Annotated in this window: 19 protein-coding genes and 1 tRNA gene; 4 read left to right on the plus strand and 16 right to left on the minus strand. The window is 56.9% G+C overall.

What is annotated here, in order from left to right:
- Positions 1-8 precede the first annotated feature (8 nt).
- The 6 genes from DW796_RS01055 to DW796_RS01080 form a co-directional block, all read right to left on the minus strand.
- The gene (locus DW796_RS01055; protein WP_118093999.1) at positions 9-1,220 is read right to left on the minus strand and encodes a hypothetical protein; all 1,212 of its coding nucleotides are present in this window, start codon (positions 1,218-1,220) and stop codon (positions 9-11) included.
- Entirely contained in the window at positions 1,220-1,483 is a 264-nt protein-coding gene (locus DW796_RS01060) for a TIGR03905 family TSCPD domain-containing protein (protein ID WP_118094000.1), read from the minus strand. Before DW796_RS01060 ends, DW796_RS01055 begins: the two co-directional genes overlap by 1 nt.
- 113 nt (positions 1,484-1,596) lie before the next feature.
- A complete protein-coding gene (locus DW796_RS01065) occupies positions 1,597-3,396 on the minus strand; it encodes a diguanylate cyclase (protein WP_118094001.1) in 1,800 nt (599 codons plus the stop codon).
- Positions 3,393-4,229 carry an ABC transporter substrate-binding protein gene (locus tag DW796_RS01070; protein WP_158567661.1) on the minus strand — a complete coding sequence of 279 codons (837 nt, stop codon included), beginning with the start codon at positions 4,227-4,229 and terminating at the stop codon, positions 3,393-3,395. Before DW796_RS01070 ends, DW796_RS01065 begins: the two co-directional genes overlap by 4 nt.
- A 141-nt stretch (positions 4,230-4,370) precedes the next feature.
- Positions 4,371-5,717, minus strand: a complete 1,347-nt coding sequence (gene purB, locus DW796_RS01075; RefSeq protein WP_118079996.1) for an adenylosuccinate lyase — start codon at positions 5,715-5,717, stop codon at positions 4,371-4,373.
- A 293-nt stretch (positions 5,718-6,010) separates the two neighbouring features.
- Positions 6,011-6,085: transfer RNA gene (locus tag DW796_RS01080), tRNA-Gly, on the minus strand.
- A gap of 297 nt (positions 6,086-6,382) precedes the next feature.
- Between DW796_RS01080 and DW796_RS01085 the strand changes: the two genes are divergently transcribed.
- Complete coding sequence (locus DW796_RS01085; RefSeq protein ID WP_118094003.1) at positions 6,383-9,814, plus strand: SpaA isopeptide-forming pilin-related protein; 3,432 nt, start codon at positions 6,383-6,385, stop codon at positions 9,812-9,814.
- A 66-nt stretch (positions 9,815-9,880) separates the two neighbouring features.
- Here DW796_RS01085 and DW796_RS01090 read toward each other — a convergent pair whose 3' ends face one another.
- Together DW796_RS01090 and DW796_RS01095 are read right to left on the minus strand one after the other, a co-directional pair.
- A complete protein-coding gene (locus DW796_RS01090; RefSeq protein ID WP_022094153.1) occupies positions 9,881-10,099 on the minus strand; it encodes a hypothetical protein in 219 nt (72 codons plus the stop codon).
- 21 nt (positions 10,100-10,120) lie between these two features.
- Positions 10,121-13,267, minus strand: coding sequence for a hypothetical protein (locus DW796_RS01095; RefSeq protein WP_118094004.1), 3,147 nt, complete (start codon positions 13,265-13,267; stop codon positions 10,121-10,123).
- Between the two features lie 198 nt (positions 13,268-13,465).
- Between DW796_RS01095 and DW796_RS01100 the strand changes: the two genes are divergently transcribed.
- Together DW796_RS01100 and DW796_RS01105 are read left to right on the plus strand one after the other, a co-directional pair.
- A complete protein-coding gene (locus tag DW796_RS01100; protein WP_118094005.1) occupies positions 13,466-14,488 on the plus strand; it encodes a YafY family protein in 1,023 nt (340 codons plus the stop codon).
- Positions 14,475-15,392 carry a YafY family protein gene (locus DW796_RS01105; RefSeq protein ID WP_118094006.1) on the plus strand — a complete coding sequence of 306 codons (918 nt, stop codon included), beginning with the start codon at positions 14,475-14,477 and terminating at the stop codon, positions 15,390-15,392. The genes DW796_RS01100 and DW796_RS01105 overlap by 14 nt, the downstream gene beginning before the upstream one ends.
- Here the strand turns inward: DW796_RS01105 and DW796_RS01110 are convergent.
- Both DW796_RS01110 and DW796_RS01115 read right to left on the minus strand, forming a co-directional pair.
- A complete protein-coding gene (locus DW796_RS01110; RefSeq protein WP_118094007.1) occupies positions 15,389-18,283 on the minus strand; it encodes a helicase C-terminal domain-containing protein in 2,895 nt (964 codons plus the stop codon). The two genes, DW796_RS01105 and DW796_RS01110, sit on opposite strands and share 4 nt — an antisense overlap.
- Positions 18,277-19,242, minus strand: coding sequence for a D-alanine--D-alanine ligase (locus DW796_RS01115; RefSeq protein ID WP_117843531.1), 966 nt, complete (start codon positions 19,240-19,242; stop codon positions 18,277-18,279). Before DW796_RS01115 ends, DW796_RS01110 begins: the two co-directional genes overlap by 7 nt.
- A gap of 85 nt (positions 19,243-19,327) precedes the next feature.
- On the opposite strand from DW796_RS01115, the gene rlmN reads away from it, so the two are divergent.
- A complete protein-coding gene (gene rlmN / locus DW796_RS01120; RefSeq protein WP_118094008.1) occupies positions 19,328-20,380 on the plus strand; it encodes a 23S rRNA (adenine(2503)-C(2))-methyltransferase RlmN in 1,053 nt (350 codons plus the stop codon).
- Positions 20,381-20,578: 198 nt separating this feature from the next.
- Here rlmN and DW796_RS01125 read toward each other — a convergent pair whose 3' ends face one another.
- From DW796_RS01125 to DW796_RS01150, 6 genes are all read right to left on the minus strand, one after another.
- Positions 20,579-20,833, minus strand: a complete 255-nt coding sequence (locus tag DW796_RS01125; protein WP_117564012.1) for a hypothetical protein — start codon at positions 20,831-20,833, stop codon at positions 20,579-20,581.
- Positions 20,823-21,728, minus strand: a complete 906-nt coding sequence (locus DW796_RS01130; protein WP_187362344.1) for a ParB/RepB/Spo0J family partition protein — start codon at positions 21,726-21,728, stop codon at positions 20,823-20,825. Before DW796_RS01130 ends, DW796_RS01125 begins: the two co-directional genes overlap by 11 nt.
- Positions 21,721-22,521, minus strand: coding sequence for a ParA family protein (locus tag DW796_RS01135; protein WP_055251322.1), 801 nt, complete (start codon positions 22,519-22,521; stop codon positions 21,721-21,723). Before DW796_RS01135 ends, DW796_RS01130 begins: the two co-directional genes overlap by 8 nt.
- Before the next feature lie 134 nt (positions 22,522-22,655).
- A complete protein-coding gene (gene rsmG, locus DW796_RS01140; RefSeq protein ID WP_233539628.1) occupies positions 22,656-23,321 on the minus strand; it encodes a 16S rRNA (guanine(527)-N(7))-methyltransferase RsmG in 666 nt (221 codons plus the stop codon).
- A 168-nt stretch (positions 23,322-23,489) separates the two neighbouring features.
- On the minus strand, positions 23,490-24,059 hold the full coding sequence (locus tag DW796_RS01145) for a R3H domain-containing nucleic acid-binding protein (RefSeq protein WP_022093802.1): 570 nt from the start codon (positions 24,057-24,059) through the stop codon (positions 23,490-23,492).
- A 44-nt stretch (positions 24,060-24,103) separates the two neighbouring features.
- Positions 24,104-24,874, minus strand: a complete 771-nt coding sequence (locus tag DW796_RS01150) for a YidC/Oxa1 family membrane protein insertase (protein ID WP_055251326.1) — start codon at positions 24,872-24,874, stop codon at positions 24,104-24,106.
- Positions 24,875-24,880: the final 6 nt, after the last annotated feature.

A 24,880-nucleotide genomic window follows, 5' to 3' on the forward strand; every position in this document is an offset into this window, starting at 1 on the left:
CTCTAAGCTTAAAGAGAGAATAGGCGTGCAGTGACCGTCTCGGGTATACCCTGGCTGTTGCGCACCGTGGCGTACGTAAGGAATGAGTCCGATTTTCCCGCCGTAGCTGGATAATCGCCATACTCCAAAGCGCGGTCGGGCGACAGCAGCGAGCCATAGGTCTTGGCAGAGGTGTCGATCAGGAAATGCGACGCCTGCACCTTAACAAGGTATTTATTCTTCTTGCCAGCCGCACATGCAAGCGGCTCGCGTGACAGGAAGAGGTACGGCCCTCCCTCATTACCGATATACGTGCCCATGTTGCCCAAGCTGCCCACGCCACTATAGGTCGCCTCGATAGAAAACACGAAGGTATCGCCCATATATACGGCCTCGAAAGGCGAGACTGACGAGGGAAGGACTAGCTGGGCACGTTTGGTGTTGTTGCCGTCGGTCAGATCGATTGCCGTTATGCCGTAGTAGACGCCCTCGTCGTTGCGGACACGCGGCGAGATGGTCAAAATGCCGTCGCTCGCACGCGGGGCCGATGCAAAGCGGCCCGTCGATTTCCAAATTGTCTCGGCCTTAGATTCATCAAGCGAGCGACGATAGCAAAACGAATCACTACTCGTTTTATTGCCGCCTGCCGAAGGCATTTTATACCAGATGACTGATGACCCGAACGCCGTAAACAGTGGCGGATCATAGTCCTTGCCACCCCGATCGAGCTCAACCACGTCGCCAGAGAGCGAAGCGCCCGACAGATTTTGAGCGTAGAGCTTCCACGATGAATTGGCAAAGTTCATCTCAACCCACGCAAACACGCCATCGCCGGCGCGGACATCGTAAAAAGCATATCCCGTGCCCTCGATAGGATTCTCAATTAATGTGGTAAGCGAGCCATCGCCCAGGTTGAGCACACCGAGTGTGTTGGCGTGCAGTGCCGATGCGGGCGCCATCATTGCCGCAGCATAGTCACCATCGCAGTAGTACAGCAACGTGCCCAGCGGCAGCGTCCACGATGCCGCCGGCTCAAGATCGATGTCAACTGCCTCGTACTCATCAGTGATCGAGACAATCTTCGAATCGTCCTTGATAACCTGCGGCTCGCCGGCGGCATCGTCGCTGGTGCCCGTTTTTTTCGAGCAACCGGCAAGCACCGTGGCAGCGCTCGCGGCAGCTCCACCGAGCACAAAGCCGCGGCGCGATATTCCGTTCTTGATGTGGTCGGCGATACCCATTAGGCGATCTCGGCGCGAGCGGCCTCGATAGCGCGCGTAAGCTGATCTGCGCAAGAGGTCTTCTTCATGCCGCAGGTATTGCCGGCAAGAACCTCGATCACACGGTCGGCAGGAGCGCCCTCGACCAGTTTGGAGATGGCCTTGAGGTTGCCATCGCAGCCGCCGGTAAACTCAACGCCCAGCACCTTGCTGCCGTCATCGGAAAGGTCAAGGTGGATATTGCGAGTGCATACGCCCTGAGGCTTGTAATCAAAACTAATCATTGCGTTCCCCTCTCGTAAAGCAATTTCAGACGTCTATTATCCCCGTCCGAACCGATAAAGTATCGCGGGCACCGATTCAACATTCCCCAATGCGCAAATCGGCGGTAGCAATACTAGCAATCTGCTTCCCGAGCGTGGACTTTTCGTTTCTCTTGATACATGTTGTGGTCAGCGATGTGGTAAATCTCGGTCAGTGTATAACCGGGTGCCTCTGCCGTCGCGACGCCAAACGACGCACTGACTGTCAGCACCTCATCGCTCGCAGCAGCAAGGCTGAGGCGAAGATCTTGCACTACTTCACATGCGGATTCGCGATCGGTGTGAGGGCAAATCAGCAAGAACTCGTCGCCACCAATGCGCATAGGCACAAATTTCTCGCCTGCCGCCCGCCTCAATACAGACGCCGTACGCCGCAGCAGCTCATCGCCCATTTCGTGACCGTAGAGATCGTTGGTACGCTTGAGGAAATTGCAGTCCATCATGATCACACTCACGGGCAGGGACTCGTTCACCAGGTCGTCGCCAAGGGACTCAAGGTAATTTCTATTGCGAAGCCCCGTCAGCTTGTCCTGGAAAGAAAGCTCCTCGGCGCGCTTTGTCATCGAGATGTTATGCGTTGCCACGACGACCGATTCCAGTCGACCCCGCTCATCGCGGCGCTGTGGAACAACCTGCAGCGAATACCACGTACCTCGGCAGTCTCGTACCTCGGCATCCAAGTACGGCACGCCCTCCATACGATCCCGAAGCGTCTTTATATCTAAGAGCTCCATGACCGCCTCGCGACTTTCGGGACTCACAATGTCTCGGCAAACCGTTGCAAAAAAGTCATATGCCTCGGAGTGCTCGGCAAATATCTTCGCCACCGATGGCGACATGTTAATCCCCTCGATCTCAAGCGTGTCGAGATGCAACAGGAGGGTCGACTCATACGTGGTACTGATGGCATTGATGATGCCGAGCTGCTTGTCCTTTTCGGCCAAATTGCGACGATCGGCGACGATACGCACCAACAGCACTACAACCAAAAACACCAGGAACGCCAGTACGCCGGCAGTGATAAATGAAATCCTGCCCGACATGACCTCAGATTTGGGATAGAGCGCAAACAGGCGATAGTCCTTATACGCCGCACGCACGGCATACCAGGTACTTCCCCGATATTCGACACGTGATAAGCCTTCGTCTTTCCAATCAATTCCGCTATCGGCAAGAAGCCGGGCGAGAGCTATATCGACGGTCGAATCGTTTGAAGAAACGATTTGTGCACCGCGCATCACGAACACCGTTGGGCTCTGATGGAATGTGTTGTTCACGAGCACGTCGGCGATCGTATACGAATAATCATCGGCGGGCTCGGGCGCAAGCGATCGATACCCCAGCGCTACGCCATCACCGTACGGAACAACACTCACGGCAAAGTCGACATCTCGACGCTCTACGACCGTCGAGTAGGACACCTTGGAGCCTCGGTACATCGATGCGACCGACGAACAGGCAAGCTCCTCTCGCCATAGCATCAGCGGATCGCGACCGTCGATATCGTAATGAGCGGCCATATGACCGTCGGCGTCCATGACCAACATTCCCGAAAGGTGCTCGGTATGGACGTACTCCTCGACGAGGTCATCGTTGACTTCTACGCAATCAGGCGGCAAGAACGTCGAAAACGACTCGAGCGCGGCATCCAAATTGTGCGTCGCCTCGGTTTTTCTTCCCTGTTCATATCGGTCATATTTTTCGCAGGCGTTTTTTAAAAACACCATGGTTTCCTGGCCAAACCCAAGCGTTTTATTGAGACAGCGATGCGTACCGACCACATACAGCAGACCCAACAAAACAGCGCTGGCCACAACGCAGATAGCCGCGGTGACTAATGCCTTTCGGCGCAAGCGGCGCTCATCATTTGTCATGATTCCGCTCCTTGCCCGTCCGTCGTCGCCCTTGCCTTGTACTTGCCCACAATGCGCTCAATCGTGCCATCTCGATCCATCTCGAACAGCACGGTATCGAGGTTTTTGACGTACTCCCCCTCATAGCCGTCCTTAAACGCGACGCCAAGGTCAACCGTCATAACGTTGTCGGCAAACACACGATAAACACCGGGATACTGCGCGACGAGCCGGTCGAGCGATTGGACGTCCGCCATCCAACAGTCAACATAACCTTTGACCAGGGCAGCTTTGCAGAGTTCGGCAGAGCCATATGATTTGATGTGCACATCCGGCGAGATCCCTAGGTCCCCGGCAAACAATCGGCGTTCACTCACCGAACCGGCAATCACCGCAACAGTCTTGCTGCCATCGAGATACGCCAAGGACTTGATACCACTCGTTTTCTTGGTGGCAACCGAAACCGTTATGGTTAGATACGGCTCAGTCCAGTAATACTCGTCTTCGCGATAACAGGGCGAGTAGTCGCACCACAGACAATCGATATCGCCATTTTTGAGCAGGCGGTCACGATCATTCCAAGATATGTCGATGAATTGCGGCTTGATTCCCGCGCGCTTGCAAGCCTCGCGAGCGATATCGATATCGATACCAGCGTAGTCGCCCGTGGTATCGATATACACATAGGGATCGTTATCCGTAACGCCGATTTTGAGCACCGGGAGATCCTTGTCGGCTTCACTCGAGGAGGAAGAACCGCTTCGAACGGTATACGTCAGGGCGCCCGCACAGACGGCAACAAGGAGGATGAGCGTAAACGAGACGATGGTGGCTCGTTTGATACGTCTGGGCACACGGCTCTTTTCATCGAAACAGCAGATGAGGTTCATTTTATTACCAGGGGGCAAGTACGACAGCGAAAAAAGCGCCTTGCCCAAGACGGGCAAGGCGCCAATGGTTGAAATGCATCCGCAGGCGGTCGAATTAGGTCAACCCTACTCGAAGCTCAGCTGCTCCAGACGATCGAAGACCGTGTCGATGCGGGTGAGGAAGTCCCACGGATCAAAGATCTCGTCGAGCTTCTCCTGGCTGACGGTGCAGCGCGGATCAGCCTCGAGACGCTCCTTAAAGGTGGGACCGGAGACGCAGTCCTGCACCTCGTGCCAGGTAGCCATGGCGTTTTCCTGCACGATCGCATAGGCATCCTCGCGGGTGATGCCCGTATCGACGAGGGCCAGCAGGACCTTAGAGGAGAAGATGAGACCGCGAGTCTTGTTGAGGTTGGCCATCATGCGAGCCGGATACAGCTGCAGGCCGTCGATAACGCGGATGAGACACTGGAACATGTGGTCGAGTGCGATAAAGCTATCGGCCTGGGCGACGCGCTCGGCAGAGGAGTGCGAAATGTCGCGCTCATGCCACAGGGCGACATTGTCGAAAGCGACCTGGGCATTGGACTTCACGATGCGCGACAGGCCACAGACCTTCTCCATGGTGATCGGGTTGCGCTTGTGCGGCATGGCGGAGCTGCCCTTTTGACCCTTGCGGAACGGCTCCTCGGCCTCGAGCGTATCGGTCTTCTGCAGATTGCGAACCTCGGTAGCGATGCGCTCGCAGGTGGCCGCCGTGGTGGCGAGGACTCCGGCGAGGTAGGCATGATGGTCGCGGGAGATGACCTGCGTGGACAGCGGGTCGTGGACCAGACCCAGGTGCTCGCAGACATATTCCTCGACAAACGGCTCGATGGAACTGTACGTGCCGACCGCGCCCGAGATGGCACCGAAGGCAACGTTCTTGCGGGCATCCTCAAGACGATCCAGATCGCGCTTGAGCTCCCAGGCCCAAGAGCCAAACTTCATGCCGAAGGTCATCGGCTCGGCATGGATGCCATGGGTGCGGCCAGCGCAAAGCGTGTTGCGCTCCTCGAAGGCGCGGCGCTTGCAGATCTCGCCGAGCTTCTTGACGTCCTCGATGATCAGATCGCAGGCCTGGGTGAGCTGGTAGCACAGAGCCGTATCGCCCAGATCGGAGCTGGTCATGCCATAGTGAACCCAGCGGCTGGGCTTGGGGTCGCCCTCGGGAACATCGGCGTCGATGTACTCCTTCATGTTGGTCAGGAAGGCAATAACGTCGTGGCGCGTGACTTCCTCGATCTCGTCGACCTTTGCCTTCTCAAAGTTGGCGTGGTCGCGGATCCACTGGGCTTCGTCTTTAGAAATGCCGATCTTGCCGAGCTCCGCCTGGGCCTCGCAGGCCAGGACCTCGATCTCCTGCCAAATGGCGTACTTGTTCTCGAGGGAGAAGATGTGTCCCATCTCCGGGCGGGTATAGCGATCGATCATAGCGGCTCCTTTTTGGTTATTGGCACGTTGGTCGTAACCCAACCATTGTACCGTGCGCAGGTGCAAGTATGGGCAGTAGGCATGAACCTAACATTTTGGAATTGGAGCGGGCAACGGGACGTCCGCGTATTTGCTTCGCAAATCCGCACCGGCTGCGGTCGCCTATCGGCGACCTTGCCTGCTCGCTATAAACGCTTCGCGTTTATTTACGCTCGCACCCTGTCGGGTTCGAGTCCCGGCACTTTATTGAAAAAAGCACGGCACCGTGATGGTGCCGTGCTTGTGCTCTTAACTGGAGCGGGCAACGGGACTCGAACCCGCGAGTGTCAGCTTGGGAAGCTGATGCCTTACCACTTGGCGATGCCCGCTTATGTGTTGGCTAGTATAACGCGGTTGTCTTGTTCGATACAAGGGTGGTGATGCTTGTTTTAGCTGTGGAGATTCGTTTGAAAATCGCGTCAATTGTGGAGATGAGGACCTTTGACCTCCTGTTCTCCCTATCTTCTACCTGCGCTTTTGCTTGGTTGTTGTATTTGAGCTCAATTTGTCAGGAATTGGGCAAGCTTTTGGTCAGGCTCCGGTACTTACCCGCATGAACCTCGGGGGTAGCCTCATCCTACGCGTCGCAACCTCCCCATGCGGCGCACGAGGGATAAGGAGCAGCCATGTCCAACGCACCCACGCACTCTGTCCACAGCGCAATCGCAACAGGTCCGCTGCTCCTGCTCCTCTTCCTGCTTTTCGGCTGCCTGGCTCCGGGAGTCGCATTTGCCATCGATGGCTACGACCAGCTCGGCTTCCGCACCATTAGCGATGATTGTGGACCCTTCTTCATCGGCAAATATGAAGCTCAGGACGCCTCGATTGCCTACTGCATGAACCAGGAACGCCCCGGGCCCACCAAGCCGGGCGGCCCATGGCTCAACTTTGATCAAGGCTGGGTGTGGCTCGACGACGAGTTCGCGGCAATCGTTTGTCACGGATATCCTACCGCCACGTCGTTTGGCGGTTACCATCTTTCACCCGATCGCGCCCGCGCCGCCACCCAGCTTGCCGTATGGATGCTCAACGGCACTACCCATGTCGACGGCACCTACTCCTACACGACCGCTCAGGGCAAAACCAAGAGCGGGCACTTTACCGCCGACAATGAAGTCGTGGCGGCTGCGCGGTGGCTCCACGACAGCGCAAAATCAGGAAGCATCAAAGCCGCTCCGCACCGCGCGCGGCGCTATCTAGGAACCGTATCGGGCGGCAGCAGACGTCAAGACATGCTCTATGTACTGCCGGCGGTCTCTGTTTCCTTCCAAAAGCAGTCTGCGAACACTGTTATTACCAGCGGAAACAATACCTATCAGTTTACCGGGGCAACATTCGATATTTTTGAGAGCGCCAGCGACGCACGTGTCGGCACCATCCAGATGGACGGCAACGGTCGAGCACAGGCAACACTCCTACCCAACACGGCATACTACCTAGTTGAAACGAAGGCGCCGGCCGGCTATGTCCCCCGCCCCGATCGCGTTGCCTTTACCACGGGGAATGACGGCGGGCAGGTCGCCATCGATGAACAACCCGGCGCCATCACCCTGCATGTCGTAAAACTCGATGCCGCGACGAATGCCGGCCCCCAGGTGGGATCTTCACTCGCAGGAGCAGAGTTCACGTGTGTGTCGCAATCAACCCCTGGATGGTCGCAAATTCTCACGACTGACGAAAGCGGTCGGGCCACCCTCACCGATGTCCCCCTGGGAACTTTTACCATCTATGAGTCAAAAGCCCCCGAGGGCTACCTGCCAACCAACGACAGCTGGTCCTATACCGTTGGAGCCGACCAGCTCGGTGATTCAGGCGTGGTCGAGATCGAATCGCGCGTTTCCGATATCCCCATTGCGTTTGACCTTGAGATTTCCAAATTCAAGGACTACGGCAATAGCGATCAATCCGGCCTGGAGCAGCCGGCAGGAGGTGTTGTCTTTGAGGTTGTCAGCAACAGCTCTCAGCAGGTTGTTGGCACACTGACCACAAACATCTATGGCTTTGCCTCCACCAAAGATCAGCCCGAAGCATGGTTCGGCACAGGCAAGCGACCCGCCGGTGTCCACGGAGCCGTCCCATACGACCGTGCCGGCTACACGGTTCGCGAGGTTCCGGAAACCGTCCCCGAGGGTTTTAAACGTGCGGGGGAATGGACCGTCGAGGCCAATCAGATTTCCGACGGCGCCGAGCTTCAATATATCGTGGACAACCACGCTCTGTCGACGCATCTCCAGATTGTAAAACGCGATGCCCAAACAGGCGCTTCTGTTCCCCTAGCCGGATTCACCTTCCAACTCCTCGACAGCAATCACAAACCTGTCTCACAAACATGCTGGTATCCAGCACATAACGTAATGGACACCTTTACGACTGACGCGACCGGCACCGTCACACTGCCCGAATCGCTCGTGCCGGGCACCTATTATGTACGCGAAACCTCGGCCAAAGAGCCCTATCTTGTCGGCGGAGAGATCGAGGTAAACATACCCGCCGATATAAACCTAACGCCCGTTGCAATCGCCTCGTATTATGACCACGCCGCGACCGGAAACATCAGGATCGTTAAAACCGATGCCGTAGACGGCAGCAGCCTCGCGGGCGCCATCTTTGAGATCCGTGCCTCAGGTGATATCGTGCGCCCCGACGGTAGCATTGCCGCGCTCGACGGTGAGACTGTCGCTACCGTCACGACGGATGAAACTGGAGAAGCACGCGCGGACGACCTCCCGTTGGGATCTGGCACCGCACGCTACGAGGTCGTCGAGACTCAGGCGCCGACTGGCTTCTTACTCGACCGAACGCACCATATCGTCGACCTTACCTATGCCGACCAGAAAACACCCGTTGTGGAAGCACGGCTTAACGTATCCGACGATTACACCAAGGTTGATATCTCCAAGGTCGATGCAAGCGGAGAGCAGGAAGTGAAAGGCGCACAGCTCACCTTATATGGTCCCGATAAAACCGAAATAGACTCCTGGACCTCATCCGACAAGCCGCACCGCATCGAACATCTTGCACCCGGCACCTACTCGTTGCGCGAAACGATGTCTCCGCGGACCTATGACCTTGCCGAGGAGATAACGTTTGAAATAAAGGATACGGGAGAAGTCCAATCCGTCGCGATGAAGGATGCGCCCATCGAGATCAAAGGGCAGGTCGACAAGCGTCAGGAACTTGTCCAACCTATCGGGAAGGATCTGTTGGCTAACGGCGATGGAAAAAACCGCGCCGCGATGCAAACCAATACGGATGGGCTTTTCTCCTATACCATCGATGCTCGAAACGATTCCGCTACTTGGGTTGATGAGTTTACGATTACCGATGATCTTGAGTGCGCCAAAGACGGCACGGCGAGATTCGTCTCAATCGAAACCCCCGTCGCCATCGGCGACCTCAACGGTCTGTGCAACGTGTGGTATCGCACGACGCCGTTGGACTCGACAGACGTCGATGAGCCGGCAAACGCGACGCTTGACGATGGGCACGAAAATCCTTGGCTTGAGTCCGACGAAGTAAAAGAGAGTCTGGGTGAAGATTGCCGCCTCGTCGATTACGACGGCTGGCACCTCTGGAAGGCGGATGTCTCGACCACGGAATCCGCCACACTCGAGGCGAAAGAACTCGACCTTGCATCCAATACCGTCGTGACGGGCATTCGCATTGAATACGGTGCGGTAGCCGCCGACTTTACGACTCGAAGCGATACGGATTCTTGGACCCGTGATGATCTCAAAGATGAGCACGACGACCTTGACGATGCCAAAGCAATCCTTGGCACAGATGCTCGGGGCGCAGTCGTGCACATGCAGGCAACGTCGGCTTACACACCCCAAACTGCACTCACCAACAGCGCACGCGTCGATCTTTGCCGCAACGGCGGCGGCGATAAACTTGAGTCACACGACGAGGACAGTGTCATTCAACGCTGTACCCTACCGCAGGACCTACCGGCAACAGGATCAGCTCCCATCGCCGCTTGCATCACCGCGCTCCTGACCTCGGGTGCCGCAGCCCTATGGTTCGCTCGCCTTAGGTCAATCCCAAAGAAGCGCTAGCGCGATGAAAAAGCGGGCGAGCCAGTCCCCCGGCTCGCCCGCTTTCAATCATTTAAATCGCCGCATCTACTCTGCAGACGAAGATCCACCATCAACGATTGCTTGCTCGGACTCAGGAATCCCATCGGCACCCGTGCTCTGTTCTTGCTCCACCTCTTCGCTGATTGCGGAGGCGGGGGTCGAGCCCTTCGCGCCCACGATGTAGGCAGCTCCAAACCCTAACGCAATGGCAATCAAGGTCAAAATCACGTAGACAGGCCAATGGCGCTTAATATACGAAAACACGTTGACTCCTTAGAGCTCCGTCTACGAACGGCGGATAACCTCGGTCACGACCTCGGATACCGTGGCAATGTTCGTCGGGTTGACATTGTGGGGCAGGTCGTCCTCGGTACGAGCGCAAGCCAGACGCGTGCCGTCCACGCCGGCGATGGTGAGGGCTCGGCGGCTCGCCTCGAGCGCGGCGTAGGCATCGGTCTTGGCATAGGGCATCTCGAGCGCGCCACAATCGACATGGAACGACTTGCACACCTTGCTGACCAGGTTCATGATGCGGCGATCGCCCTTGAGCAGCTGCTGTTCGCCCTCAACCGTCACCACCGAAAGCCTACCGGCGCCGACGGATTCAAGATTGATGAAGAAGACGCCGCGGAGCTTATCGCGATGCGAAGCCAAGAAGGCCTTCATACCGGAGCCATCACAATCCGAGGCGCCCGTTGCCACAAACCAGATATCGTGACCGAGCAGCTCATCGTCGCCCATAGAAGCGACAGCCGAGAGCATATCTTCGGAAGAAGCGCCGTCGGAAGACGTAGCGCCGCCCTTCCAGCCATCGTTATCGTCCTCGAAATTATCCCACGAACCGATGCCGCGACCGGACTTCTTGGCATCGTAATCGTCTTCGACGCCCAGCCAGTCACTCATGCTGTCCTGTTCGTTTTTCTTTTTACGACCGAACAGGCCGCCCAGGCCGCGCTTGCGAGACTTAGGTGCCGCAGGGGCGGGAGCCGAAATGGTCTCGATCGGCTGTGCGCCCGACGCAACGGGCCTAGGAGGCGCAACGGGTGCCGATGTGGGTTCGGGACCCTGAGCGGTAGCAAAGGGGTCGTTGACCTGTGCGGAGGGATCGGGAAGGTCGAACAGCGACGTGCGAGACGCAACGTTTGTCTGCTTCATCGACGGCAGCGACGGATCGGGGACCGAAGCCAGCGGAGACGAGGAGGGTGCAGGCGACGGTGCCGACGCCGGATCGGGAACATTCATCTGCGGACGCGGCGATGCTTGGGAGGAAATCTGGGCCATAAGGGAATCGACCGTTTCGTCCTGAGTGGGAGCGACATCGGCAACCGTGGCACCGGAACCACTCGGGATCGGCATGGTGAAAATCTGCGTGGAGTAAGGCCTCGACCCATCTGTCTCGGGAGCCTCGGAAACCGCAGGCACTTCCTCCTGCTCGACCTCGGTCGAATCACCTTGATCGGCTGCCGCGTATTGCTCTTCGTCACAGTTGACCTCGACGGGCTCGTGCCCGGCGACATCTTGGATTTCGGCAGCATCAATAGGCTCGTCATCGTCTGCCGCGTCGCCCTGCTCATCGGAAACAGGAAGGGGCTCGGCAATCGCGGTGCCTTGCTTTTCAAACGTTATCGTGGAATCGAACTGCGTGGCATCAAACGACATGGTGCTATCGACGTGCTGCTGAGCCTCAAAGGACGTTGTAGCTTCGGCGGCGTCGACAGGCACGGACCGCATAGCCTCGTTCTGCTCGAACTCTTGCGCCGCGCGCTCACGTGCCGCCTCGGCTGCCTGCTGCTGAGCGATAGCCTCCTGCTCGGCAGCCTCGCGTGCGGCAGTGCGCTTCCCCTCGAAATCGTCGACAAATTTCCTGCCCTTTGCAAGCGCACCCTTAAAGAAGTTGGAAGCGCTGGCGCCAATCGAAGAGAACGCGGATGCAATATCGGCATGGGGCGTTGCCGCGGGAATCTCGGCCGAGAAATCAGTATCGCTCTCGTAAGACACGCGCCTCGGCTGTTCAGCGTAATCGTCGTCAGGCTCGTCCGTAACGTCTTGCGCCGGCGCGGCGGGAGCCAAAATGTCCAGTCCTGCCGCGGGATCGATCGCGGACACCGCCTCGGGCTCGGCAACGGCAGCGGCAACCGCGGCAGACTCATCATCCACGGCGACAACGGGCGCAGATGCAGTCACGACGGGGGCAGGCTCGGGCTCAAACGTCGGCTCCTCGCCTTCCTCGTAATCGAGCGTGCAGGACTCGGGAAGCATTCCGAGCGCACGGATGGCATCCGAACCAAAGCGGATGTTGCCGGCGGCATTGCGATAGAGCCTGGGCTCGGGCTCGGCCGCGACAGGCTCCTCCGCCGGCTCGGCAGTGGGAACCTCGTCATTGAACTCTTCGGCCTGGACAGCCTGATTCTGATCCTCGGGCACGATGGCGCCAATCAGCGTCTCGTCGGCAGACGCACCCTCAAAGCCCTCGATCTGCTCGTCGAAAGCCTCGCCCTGTTCGGGCTCGGTCTGAGCGTCGGGAGCAATCGGCTGACCGAACTCGTCCTCGGCGTAGGTAGGCTCTTCATACTCGATGGTGTTGCCGTAGTCGTTTTGCTGTTGGGCCGCGGCATACTCCGCTGCTGCGCGCGCCATCTCCTCGGCACGACGCTTCTGCTCCCCAAAATAGGTATCGAACGGAACATCGTCGGGAAACTCGTTTTCGCCCTGGAAGGGAGCAACGTTGTCCATAACGCCGAGCATAGCGGCGACAGAAGACTTGTTGCACACTGCGCCGGACGTATAGGGAAGCACAAAACGGTTAGAAATGATGTTTGCCGCGTTGGCGAGCGCAACGAGGGAAGCGAGGATCGCGACAATCCACAGCAGAACCTTGAGCGCGCCGGGGAGCGGCAGGATACGCAAGATGGCAACGGCAGCAGGGGCAACCGTGGCAACGGGCAACAGCTTGGCGATGAGCGCACGATACGAAGCATAGGGCTCGCGGGCGAGCAGCTCAGCACGGGGAGAGTCGTAGTGTGCGACAACGACCACCGGGCGGTTGCGCGGAGACGCGAGCGGGCCCGAGGCCCTGTGGTAGGCGATGACATTTTGGCTCACGCCCGTCTTGCCCAGGCGCGAAACCACGGGATGGCCCGTGCGCTCGAGCACGTAAAGAACGGCACCGACAATGGCCAGCAAGGTGCCGACCAAGCCGATGCCGCCGCCGATGCCCATCAGCAGGGCGCCGGCAAACGCAAGAATACCGGTAACGGCAAATGCCAACCTGCTGGGCGCCGGGGCATTGAACTCCTGAACCTCGGGATCAAAGCCGTGGTTGCGGAAGATCTGAGCGATATCCTCGGCAGCCAAGCGCTCTTCTTCGCTGCATGCCGGCGTGATGCCGGTGTTCTGCAGCAGGTGGTTAATATAGTTCTGGGTGTTCGCCATGTGCGCTCCACATCCATAATCCGACAAATAGGCCCAATGCATGCACATTAGAACCGTATATAGTCGAAAGTATACCCCGAGCGAGCGCAAACGACCGAATTCGGGCCATCTTAACGCCCCGAGCGGACAAGGATATAGCCTAATCTCCATATCGGACTAAAATCATGGCAGCAAACCACCTTCTCATGCGAGGACTCTATGACGGCAAGCGACGCGACCGCGACAATTAAAAAGGGGAATTCGGAGCCCAGTTTCGATAAAACGGCTCAGCGCATCCTCAATCTTTTCTTTGTGCTCAACAGCTCCCCCGAACCGCTGACGACCGAGCAGATCGTCTTGGATTCTGACCTGGGATATGGCTCGGGCAATATCGACTCGGATAAGCGCAAGTTTCGGCGCGATCGTGACAAACTGCTCGAACGCGGCATCTTAATCAAGGAGGTTCGCCCCGCCGGCGCGCAGGAGACCGAGGAAAGCTCATGGACAATCGACCGCGAGCACACGTTTGCGGCAGGCGGCCTCATCACCGCAGACGACGCCGATATCCTGCTCAACGCTATCGACCAGACAATAGCGGCCGGCTCATCCACTTTTGCCGCGCCGCTTGCCGATATTCGTTCCAAGATTGCCTACCTCACCGGCAGGACGACGGCGGACGAAGCACCGATCCGCCGCTCTCCCACCGTCGATGCGGTATGGAGCGCCTTTGCCGAGCGATGCGCACTGCGATTTTTATATCAGAACGGACGCGGTGAGCAGAAAGAGCGTACCGTCTGCGTCTACGGCATGTTCGAGCGCGAGGGCGTTGCGTACTTCTGCGGCCTCGACAATGCCACCGACGACATCAGGACATTCCGCTGCGACCGTATCGTTCGCGCTTGGCGTCCTTCGAAGGCCTACGCCATCCCTGCAGACTTCAATCTCAACGACTACCTGTTCTTTGAATTCGATTTTGCCGCCCGCCCGCCCGTTGCGGCTACGTTCTCGTTCGCCCCGCAGACGCAGATCGATATGATCAACGGCCTCACGCGCGGGCGAGGTGAGCTCGCACACACCGATTCGGGATGGACTTGGACCGTTGACGTGCGCGATCTTGAAGCCGCCGCCTCATTTTGCATGGCCCACGCCATGGACGGCATGAGGCCCATGGCCCCCAAATCGCTCAAGCAGGCGTGGAACCACCTCATTGAAAGGACGGTGCACGAGCATGCCCGTGCGTAAACTCACCAGCGAGCAGAGGCTCTCGCGCGCCCTCGACATCATGGAGGCCCTCTACGCCGCCGGCGAGAGCGGCATGACACGAACCGAGATTTGCAGTCGCTTTGACATCACGGGGGCGTCGCTCGACGAGATTCTCGAGATCGTCTCGACGCTCGCGGACCGAGAATCGGGTGCGCGTATCATCTGCGAATGCCACGGCGAGCGCGTGGTCCTCACCGGTGACGCCGGGCGTGTACTACCGCTGCGCCTGAGTGCCGCCGAGGGCGCTGTGCTCAACCACGAACTTGAATCGTTGGGGATCGAGCCCCAGGCGGCGGCTCGAATTCGACATGCTCTTCTACCCGAAGAGCTCGGCTATAACCAGCACGTCTTTGACACCGTCAACCACGGGTCGCACTGGCAGCAGCTGAGCTGCGCCATTCAGGACGGCGTTCGCTGTCGTATCTCGTATCGCTCGATGGACGATGCGCGGCCACGCGAGCGTCTGGTCGACCCCTTGCGCATTACAGCAAACGGCGACCAAACATATCTGATTGCCTGGGACATCGCGGTCGATGAGCAGCGCACCTATCGCATGGATAAAATCGAGGGACTCGCCTTGACGGAAGACTCCGTCGTGCCTCACGCACCGGACGTTGCATCCCTCCACGATTCCCTTGCCCGGACGCAGCGTAGCGCAAAGCTCTTGATGCCATTCGATATGGCGGAGCATCTGGACTGGGCCGGCATCACCCTAATCGAGCGCAGCGGGACAGACATGGCAACGGTAACCGTACATTACGGCTCCGAGCGTTGGCTGCTGAGCCAGATAATCGCAGCGGGCGGAGCCATCCGCATCTTGGATGACCCCGCCCTGTCAAAGCGTCTGTGCGATATGGCAAAAACCCTCGTCTGTCCGCTTTAGCGCCGCCGCTCGTGGCGTGCACGCCACAGCTGTAGATAGTGCCCGATCTGCGCCGATTCGATGCGCTGGTAGGAGCTCGTGGGCAGCGACGTTAAGAACTTCTTGCCATAGCCCTTCGTCACCAGGCGAGGATCCGCCAAGATCAGCACGCCGCTATCGGTCGACGAGCGAATCAAACGCCCCGCGGCCTGCTTAACCTCGAGCACCGCCTCGGGCAGCGAATAGCGCGCCCATGCGCGGTCTTCGCGCAGGTTGCGCTCGCACGAGAGCGGGTCCGTGGGGCTCGAGAACGGCAACTTGGGAATGATGACGCAGCGCAGCGTCTCGCCGCTGGCATCAAACCCCTCCCAGAAGGCCTTGAGCGCAAAAAGCGACGAGGTCGGTTCGTTGATAAACCGGTCGCGCAGGCGACGAGGAGATGAGTTGCGCTGCTGGCAGTTGAGCTCCAGACCCGCACGGGCCATCTTGGGCTCAACGCGGGCGTATAGGTCCTCCATGTCGCGCCGATTGGTGAACAACGTGAGCACCGATCCGCCCATGGCAAGATGGGCGTCGACCAGTACGCGCTCGAGCGCCGTAAGATAGCTCTCACGATCGCGCGGATCGGGGATATCGCCCGCAACGACTACAGCCATGTTCGAATCGAAGTCGTAGCTCGAATCCAAGTGCAGCGATGACGACGTTGAAGCACCGATGCGATCAAGGCCGACCGCATGGTTAAAGTGCTCAAAGCTTTTGGACACCGTCATGGTCGCCGAGGCAAAGATAGCCGTGTGAACCTCGGGCAGCCACTCGGTTGCCAAGGCCTCGCCAATGTCGATGCGCTCTGCGGTCATTGACTCTCCGCCGGCACGCAGCCTGCGATTGACCTGCAGCGAATACACGTAGTGTTCATCGGTACCATCAATGATGAGTTTTAGGTTCTCGGCCAGCTCGTGCAGGCGGCGCGAGATATCACCCAGGTCGACAACAACCTCTGGCTTGTCGGCGGCGACGGCTTGCACCAGCGCGTCGACGCTCTTGTCAGCTTGTTCCAATGCGTCGATGCCAGTATAGGCCGACTGTAAGAAATCATGCCAGTCGTCAGATTCGCGCAGCTCGGGGCCAATCCATAGATTGGCATTGTCATAACCCCCACGCGCACGGCGGCCGAGCTCGCGAACGCCATCGAACACGCCGGCGATCGCCATGCTCGCGCGCGCAACTGTCGACGTCGCCTTGGCAGTAAGGCCCAGATAGAGCGTAGAGCCCTCGGAGGTTGCCAAATCACGGGAAACCTGGCTTAGCGCGCCGGTGCTCGAGCCACCCAGACGCTCAAACAGAACGCGTGATTCGTCCGCCGACACCACGCGCGCCCATTGACGGCGCGCCTCGCGCTCGATGGAATGGGCCTCGTCGATTACCCAATGACGAATCGGGGGCAAGATTCTGCCCTCGGCCGCAACATTGCGGAACAGCAGGGAATGGTTGGTGACCACCACATCGGCATGCGCCGCGCGACGGCGGGCGCCGTGGACTAGGCATTTATCGGGGAAAAACGGGCATAGGCGACGGGCGCACTCGCGCGACGCCGTCGTAAAGTCGGGACGGTTGACGCTGCGCCAGCGAATGCCGAGCGAGTCGAGGTCGCCATCGGCCGACTGACACACGTACGCCATGATGACCGCGACTGCCGTAAGCGTGTCGGCAGGATCACGCTTAGTCGTAATTTCGACTTGGCCGCGGCTCATGCGCTCAAGCTTGCGCAAGCATGGATAGTGGTCATAGCCCTTGAGGGCGCAAAACGATAGACCTCCGTCCAGCTGCTCAGCAAGTTTGGGCAGCTCGTGATACATGAGCTGGTCGGCAAGATTATTCGATTTAGTCGCGATACCCACCGTGATGTTGTTGCGGCGCGCGGCCTCGGCAAAAGGCACCAGGTAAGCCATCGATTTGCCGACGCCCGTCCCCGCCTCAATCACGCGATGCGTTCCCGTAACGAGCGCGTCACGGACCTCGAGCGCCATCGCGATCTGCTCATCGCGCGGCTCGTAGGTGGGATACATGCGATTGACCAGGCCGCCCGGGGCATAGTCCGCCTCGATTTCCTCGCGGCTCGGCATCTTAAGGACCGGTAGCTCGTCCGCATCAACGCGATCATCGGCCCGATCGGCCTTGAGAACGTCGGCGCGGGCGGCGCTGAGAGAGAAGATGGAACCGGGGTTCTGTCCCGCCAAGAAGGAGAAGATGGGACGATAGGACCAGGGTACGTCGGGGTACATGTCGGCCAGGCGCGCCATCAAGCCCTGAGGCAAGTCGGTGAGCGCCACGAGTAACACGCGCCACACACCACACAAGGCGTCGACATCGGCGTTGGCGCGATGCGACACCGAGTCGCAGCCAAACAGGTCGGCCATGAAAGACAGCTTATGCGAGGCCAGGCGCGGAAGCGCGATGCGCGACAGTGCCAACGAATCGATCCAGATGTCACTGACGTTGACGCCGCCCTTGACCGACTCGATAAACGAGCGGTCGAAGGTGGCGTTATGTGCGATCACCGGGCAGCCGCCGACAAAATCGGCGAGAGCGGCGACAGCCTCAACGGCCGACGGGGCATCTGCCACATCGGCGTTTGTAATGCTCGTGAGCTCGGTAATCTCGGCGGGAATCAGCTGCTTGGGATGCACGAAGGTATCGAAGCGATCGACAACCTCGCGGCCCGAAAGGCGAGCCGCCGATATCTCGATAAGCTCGTTGTCCTGCACCGAAAGACCCGTGGTCTCGGTATCGAGGACGATAACATCTTCCTCGATGAGACCAAACGCTTGGGTTTTGGCGCGCTCGGCAAGCGTGGCATAGGAATCGATGACAAACTGCGGCGTTCCCGACGAAACAGCGTCCTCGATTAGCATGCAACGCCCGCTCGACGAAGTCCCATGCGAATCAGGCTGTCACAGACCTGCGGGAACGTCATGTCATCGGTGTGGCGAATCTCATCCGGATACAGCGACGTATCGGTCATGCCGGGAATCGTGTTGGTCTCGAGGATAACGGGGCCGTCCTCGCTCACGATAAAATCGCTGCGCGAGATACCCAGGCAGCCGAGTGCCTTATGGGCAGCACAGGCAAGCTCCTGGGCACGAGCGTAGTTCTCGGGCGAAATCTGCGCCGGAATGCGATGGATGTCCGTAGGGTCGACATACTTCACGTCCAGATCGTAGAACTCGCAGTCCTCGGGCTTACGGATCTCGACAATCGGCAGGGCGCGCACGTCATCCTCGCCGTATACGCCGACGGTGATCTCGGTACCCTCGATACACTTCTCGACCAGCACTTTGTCGCCAAACTCAAACGCCTTGGCGATAGCCGCAGGCAGCTCGGAGGGCTCGTGGACCAGGGAAATGCCATAACTGGAACCGTTGACGGCCGGTTTCACAAAGCAACGCTCGCCACAGACCTCGACAACGTGATCGATATCGACTTCATCGCCCACTTCGAGCGCAAGGCCGGGGGCAATGGGAATGCCCGCCTTGGCGTACAGGAGCTTCGAGACCTCCTTGTCGGCACCGCAGGCGCTGGCAAGTACGCCCGAGGCCGTGTAGGGGATACCCAGGGTCTCCATGGCACCCTGCATGGCGCCATCCTCACCGCCGGCGCCGTGCATGGCGATAAATGCCACATCGAATCCGCCGGTCGCCATGGTTACCATAAAGTCATCAGCGGCCGTGTCAAGCAGCTCCACCGAGGTGTAGCCGGCTTCCTTCAGTGCCACCACAACGTTCTTTCCCGAATCGAGCGAGATCTCGCGCTCGGCGGAATGGCCGCCCGCCAAGACCGCTACGTGCATGTTCTCTAGGCTTTTACCCGGCATGGGCAGACTCCTCCTCTATAATTTCTGCAGCTGATACCATATTGTAGCGATACCCTCTACGTTTCCCCAAAATCGAAAGGCTTCCATGAATCCCAGGACTAAATCTCAGGACATTCGCGACTTGAGCCAAAACGATATTCGCGAGCTCGTGGCCGAACTTGGCCAGCCCGCCTTCCGCGCGAAGCAGCTCATCGAATGGGTCTTTGAGAAGAACGTTTGTTCGTTTGACGATATGACCAACCTTCCCAAGGCTTTCCGCGAGCAGCTTAAAGAGGCTTTTGCCTTTGATACGCCGACTGAACTCACCAAGCAGGTTTCCAAAGATGGCTCGCGCAAGTATCTTCTCGAGTACCACGATGGCATTTCCGTCGAGACTGTCGGCATGCCCCGTCGTAACAAGCTTTCCGTCTGCGTTTCCACCCAGGCAGGCTGCGGCATGGGCTGCGCCTTTTGCGCCACCGGTCTCAACGGCCTCAAGCGCTCTCTGACCGCTCAAGAGATCGTCGACCAGGTGCTTCATGTATCCAACGACTTTAGCGAGCGTGCCACAAGCGTTGTCTTCATGGGCCAGGGCGAGCCGTTTGCCAACTACGACGAGGTTCTCAAGGCACTGCGTATCCTCAACGACCCCGATGGCATCGGTATCGGCGCTCGTCACCTCACCGTCTCTACCAGCGGCGTTATTCCCGGTATTCGCAAATTTGCCGATATCCCCGAGCAGTTCACGCTTGCCGTTTCCCTGCATTCCGCCATCCAGTCGACGCGCAATAAGCTCATGCCCGGTGTTAAGAAATACACGCTGCTTCGCCTTCACGAAGCGCTTCAGCTCTACACCGAGAAGACTGGCCGCCGCCCGACCTATGAGTATGCCATGATCGAAGGCGTCAACGATACGAATCCCGAGATGCAGGCACTCTGCGACTTCTGCGAGGGAACGCTGTGCCACGTTAACCTGATTCAACTTAACGACATCGAGGGCAGCCCGCTCAAGCCGTCGCCGATTCATAAGGTTGAGGATCTTCAGCGTCGTCTTGAGTCCCGTGGCATCGAGACCACGATTCGTAACTCCCGTGGTAACGATATTGACGCCGCTTGCGGACAGCTGAAACAGCGCTTCAAAGTTCAGAAGAACGCATAGGGGAGTCGCACTCCAAAACGTTTCATGTGAAACATCGGACGGCCCCTGTTGCAGGATATGCAACAGGGGCCGTTTCATTTATTGACCTCAATTTTGGACCGCTGCTAGCTTCCCCATTGTTTACGGACAAAATAAGCGGCCCTTGTCTCATGAATCAGACAAGGGCCGCTCAAAATATGCAGGGTAATTGTTAGGTACCTAATAGCCTACATTTTCCCATTGGTTGCTAACCCAACCTTGATTAATCTTAGGATTTTTTGTTACCTGAGCAGTGCGCATGGCAACATCTTCTGTCATAACATCCATTTTCTTCTTGGAAGTATCGACAATATCTTGCGCACCACGAAGCAAACGACCTCGAAGTTCATCGTCTGTCGCGATCTTATAGCCAGCAAAGGCACCGGCCGCGACAGTCGTCACCAATGCAATCGCAGTTAAAATCTTATTCCTCATCTTGGCCTCCTTGATCAAACTGAATCATTTCACCAAGAATACGAGAGAGCTCTTCCTCGTCTTTAAACTCAATCTCAATCTTATTCTTTCCACGCGAGCTTTTCACGCGCACGTTGGTATTAAATACCTGACGAAGTACACGCGCAGCCTTTTTAAAAGACTGAGGCGTTGCAGGCCGCGGCGTCTTAGGTGTCTCTCCGGCAGAAAACAATGGAGCAAGATTTTCTGTCGCTCTTACAGAAAGGCCCTCCGCAACAACCTTCTCTGCAAGTCGAATTCGAGCATCCTCATAGGGAACTGCAAGAATCGCACGTGCGTGACCAGCAGTAAGTTTACCCTCAAAAATCATCTGCTGAACTACTTCGGGGAGATCGAGAAGGCGCAGCGAATTTGTAATTGCAGAGCGTGATTTGCTTACTGCCTTCGACAATGCCTCCTGGGTCATACCGCTAGCATCGATGAGCTGGCGATAGCCCTTAGCCTCTTCGACGGGATTCAGATCAGAACGCTGAAGGTTTTCGATAAGAGCAAGAGCCAGCATCTCTTCATCATTAACATCTTTAATGATGACAGGCAGCTCCTCAAGACCAGCAAGCTTTGACGCCTGGTAACGACGCTCACCAGCGATGATCTCATAGCCGTTTCCATGCTTGCGAACCAAAAGCGGCTGCAAAACGCCATGTTCTTGGATTGACTCGCTCAACTCGCGAAGTTCAGTTTCATTAAAGTGAATTCGCGGTTGATTAGGGTTGGGAACGATATCCTCAACCGGTAGTTTTGTTTCAGATGCTGTATTTGAAGCAGATGCAGCAGAACCACCGGTCTCATACTCAGCCTCTGAGACCAAAGCATTGAGTCCGCGTCCCAATCCACCGCGTTTCTTTGCACTAGGCACGCTTGATCACCTCTTTTGCAAGGTTCATATACGCTTTTGCACCCTTATTTTGAGGTGCATAGGTAATTACCGGTTCTCCAAAAGACGGAGCTTCAGAGATTTTAACCGTACGGGGGATCAGCGTCTTAAACGCCTTATCACCAAAGTACGATTGAACTTCCTCAACAACCTGATTCGACAAAGAAGTACGTGAGTCATACATGGTCATAAGCACGCCATAGGTGTCTAAGCCCTTGTTCAGACGTGATTTGACCATCTTCATTGACTCAAGCAGCTTCGTAACGCCCTCGAGTGCGTAATACTCACACTGGATTGGAATCAAAACGCTATCTGCTGCGGTCAAGGCATTGATTGTAAGCAGGCCGAGCGAAGGAGGACAGTCAATGAAAATAAAATCGAACTCGTCCTGAATCGGCTCAAGCAAGTCTTTGAGGCGGGTTTCACGAGCAATTGCGCTTACGAGCTCAATTTCGGCACCTGCAAGCTGAATCGTAGCTGGAATTACGAATACCTTTTTGCAATTTGTATCAAGAACAAGCGATTCTGCCGGCACATCATTCAACAATGCATCATAGATGCAGTGATCAAGGTCTTCTTTTTCAATTCCAAATCCACTGGTACTGTTTCCCTGCGGATCAAAATCGACAATCAGTGTCTTACGACCCTGCTCACCCAGTGCTGCCGCAAGGTTTACAGCCGTTGTTGACTTACCGACGCCGCCTTTTTGATTGATGATTGCAATGATACGCGTGTCTTTTGCGTTCTTAGAACGCTTAACGTCGCGAAATCCCACGGTCCCTCCTGGTGTGTATTAAAGCTGTCAAACGGAGGATGTTTCACGTGAAACATTCCGATTCGATATCAACTGCCATGTTTCACGTGAAACACTGCAAGTTGTTAGTATCCATTATGTTTCACGTGAAACATCTAGGCAAGCGGATTCTTCTTTGCCATGCCATTTGCACGAGGCAATGAAACAGATGCTGGATGACTCTTCTTAAGAACAATGAACTCCCTGTGGCCCAAGCCCTCAGGCAAATCGATTGCGTCATTCAGAAGCAAAGTGAAGCCACAAATCTTAGCTGCTGACATGCCAGAAGCAAGCTCCTCATCCGAAGGATTGCCCTTGGTGATAACAAATAGCCCTCCATCCTTGAGGAACGGAGCTGCATACTCAACAAGAATCGGTAGAGGAGCCAGTGCGCGGGCAGTTACGACAGAGAACTGCTTCTTATGGCTTCGAGCATATTCTTCAAGACGGTCATGGACCGCATGAGCATGTTTCAATCCAAGAGCATGAACAAAAGAATTGACAGCATCAACCTTCTTGCCAACAGAGTCAATATAAGTAGCTTTACGATGCGTGGTTATGGTTAAAGGAATACCTGGGAAGCCCGCACCTGTTCCCATATCGAGCAAAGCTCCCTCAGGAGCCTTATTGATATAGGGGAGCAACACAAGTGAGTCGAGGATATGAAGCACTGCAGCATCTTCTACGTTAAGAATACGTGTGAGATTGGTTGTCTTATTTGATTCCAGAACCAAATCCAAATGCTGAATACATTTCCTCAGCTCAACATCAGTTACGCTCAAGGAATACTCTTTGCAATAAGAAGTTAGACGACTCAACATCTTGTCAGCCTGCTGATCAGTAAGTACTAACAACGAAAGCTCCTTTCTGACAAAGATCAGTGTATCGAGAACTTTTGACAAAAAAAGGGGACGTGGAAACCACGTCCCCTTAGCATAAGCACGAGCAGATTATCGAGCAACAATCACCACATGGCGATCAGGGTCAGAACCCTCAGAATGAGTATCGACGGCATCATTGCCACGAAGTGCAATGTGAACCAGTCGACGCTCATAGGCATTCATGGGCGGAAGCGAAACACTCTTATGAGTGCGGATGGCACGCTCGGCTGCAGACTGAGCCATGGAGGCAACCTTGTCCTGACGGCGGCTCTTGTATCCCTCGACGTCCACTACAACCGGATACCTAAAGCCAAGCTTGCGGCTCACTAGCAAAGAGAACATAACCTGAAGGGCATCAAGGGTGCGACCATGACGGCCAATGAGAACAGCAAGGTCGGGAGCCGTTACATCCAGAATCAGCTCACCCTCGTCGCCCTCATACTCATCGATAGGAGAGTTGGCGGCATCGAAGTGCGAAAGGATGGAACGCAGGATGGAAATCGCGACATCGGCAATGGTGTCGAGCTCCTCGTCGGTCAGCTCTTCACCGGCCTTGTAGCGCTGTGCAATCTCGGGATAATCGCCCGCGACCTGCGGGGCAACCTCCTCAAGCATATCCTCGATGATCTCTTCAGACATAACGTACTCCAAAAGTTAGGTACCTAAATAAGATTGATATCCCGCTACTTCTTCTTGTGCGGGCGCGGCTTCTTCTCGCGACGAGTGACCTCAACCTGCAGCGGCGCGTTCTTAAGGCGCTCCTCCTCATCGGCCTTCGCCTTGTCGATGACCTTCTGCGTCACAAAAATCTGCTGGATAACCTGCCAAGCAGACGAGACGTCGTAGTACAGCAGAACACCAACGGGAAGGCTCCAGCCCATCCAAAGCATCATGACCGTCATGACAACGGCCATCATACGCATGCTCTGAGCCTGCTGGCCGGTCTGGTTGCGCGACATATAGAGTTGCGGAATCAGGGTCAGGACAGCGAACAGGATCAGGCAGACCAGCGCAGGCAGCGCGACCATAAAGCCATCGGCAAAGGAGGCACTCGGCGTGGTGGTCAGGTCGGGCAGAATATTAAAGAACGAGAACGTGCCGTCGTTAAAGTAGTCCGGCAGGTTACGCAGCAGCGTAAATAGGGCGAACAGGACAGGCATCTGAATCAACAGCGGCAGACAACCAGCCATCGGGTTGAACTTGTTCTCGCTGTAGAACTTCTGCATTTCCTCGGCCTGACGCTGGGGATCGTCGGCATAGCGCTCCTGGATCTCGAGCATCTTGGGCTGCAGCACCTGCATGCGTGCCGTCGACTTAGTCGACTTGAGCATAAGCGGCGTCAGCAGCAGACGGATGATGACCACCAGGATGATGATGGACAGGCCCCAGTCGACCGCAAAGGTCTGGATGAGCTTGAGCAGCTCGAAAAGGATGTTAACGATCCAATCCCACATGTAAGT

Origin of the sequence: Collinsella sp. AM31-2AC, assembly GCF_003469285.1 — a bacterium.
Lineage (GTDB): Bacteria > Actinomycetota > Coriobacteriia > Coriobacteriales > Coriobacteriaceae > Collinsella > Collinsella aerofaciens_AT.

What these genes read in the sequence shown, in the direction of transcription:
- DW796_RS01055 (WP_118093999.1), bottom strand. Translation starts at nt 1,220, where the DNA reads ATGGGTATCGCCGACCACATCAAGAACGGAATATCGCGCCGCGGCTTT.
- DW796_RS01060 (WP_118094000.1), bottom strand. Translation starts at nt 1,483, where the DNA reads ATGATTAGTTTTGATTACAAGCCTCAGGGCGTATGCACTCGCAATATC.
- DW796_RS01065 (WP_118094001.1), bottom strand. Translation starts at nt 3,396, where the DNA reads ATGACAAATGATGAGCGCCGCTTGCGCCGAAAGGCATTAGTCACCGCG.
- purB (WP_118079996.1), bottom strand. Translation starts at nt 5,717, where the DNA reads ATGATCGATCGCTATACCCGCCCGGAGATGGGACACATCTTCTCCCTC.
- DW796_RS01085 (WP_118094003.1), top strand. Translation starts at nt 6,383, where the DNA reads ATGTCCAACGCACCCACGCACTCTGTCCACAGCGCAATCGCAACAGGT.
- DW796_RS01095 (WP_118094004.1), bottom strand. Translation starts at nt 13,267, where the DNA reads ATGGCGAACACCCAGAACTATATTAACCACCTGCTGCAGAACACCGGC.
- DW796_RS01100 (WP_118094005.1), top strand. Translation starts at nt 13,466, where the DNA reads ATGACGGCAAGCGACGCGACCGCGACAATTAAAAAGGGGAATTCGGAG.
- DW796_RS01105 (WP_118094006.1), top strand. Translation starts at nt 14,475, where the DNA reads ATGCCCGTGCGTAAACTCACCAGCGAGCAGAGGCTCTCGCGCGCCCTC.
- DW796_RS01110 (WP_118094007.1), bottom strand. Translation starts at nt 18,283, where the DNA reads ATGCTAATCGAGGACGCTGTTTCGTCGGGAACGCCGCAGTTTGTCATC.
- DW796_RS01115 (WP_117843531.1), bottom strand. Translation starts at nt 19,242, where the DNA reads ATGCCGGGTAAAAGCCTAGAGAACATGCACGTAGCGGTCTTGGCGGGC.
- rlmN (WP_118094008.1), top strand. Translation starts at nt 19,328, where the DNA reads ATGAATCCCAGGACTAAATCTCAGGACATTCGCGACTTGAGCCAAAAC.
- DW796_RS01125 (WP_117564012.1), bottom strand. Translation starts at nt 20,833, where the DNA reads ATGAGGAATAAGATTTTAACTGCGATTGCATTGGTGACGACTGTCGCG.
- DW796_RS01145 (WP_022093802.1), bottom strand. Translation starts at nt 24,059, where the DNA reads ATGTCTGAAGAGATCATCGAGGATATGCTTGAGGAGGTTGCCCCGCAG.
- DW796_RS01150 (WP_055251326.1), bottom strand. Translation starts at nt 24,874, where the DNA reads ATGTGGGATTGGATCGTTAACATCCTTTTCGAGCTGCTCAAGCTCATC.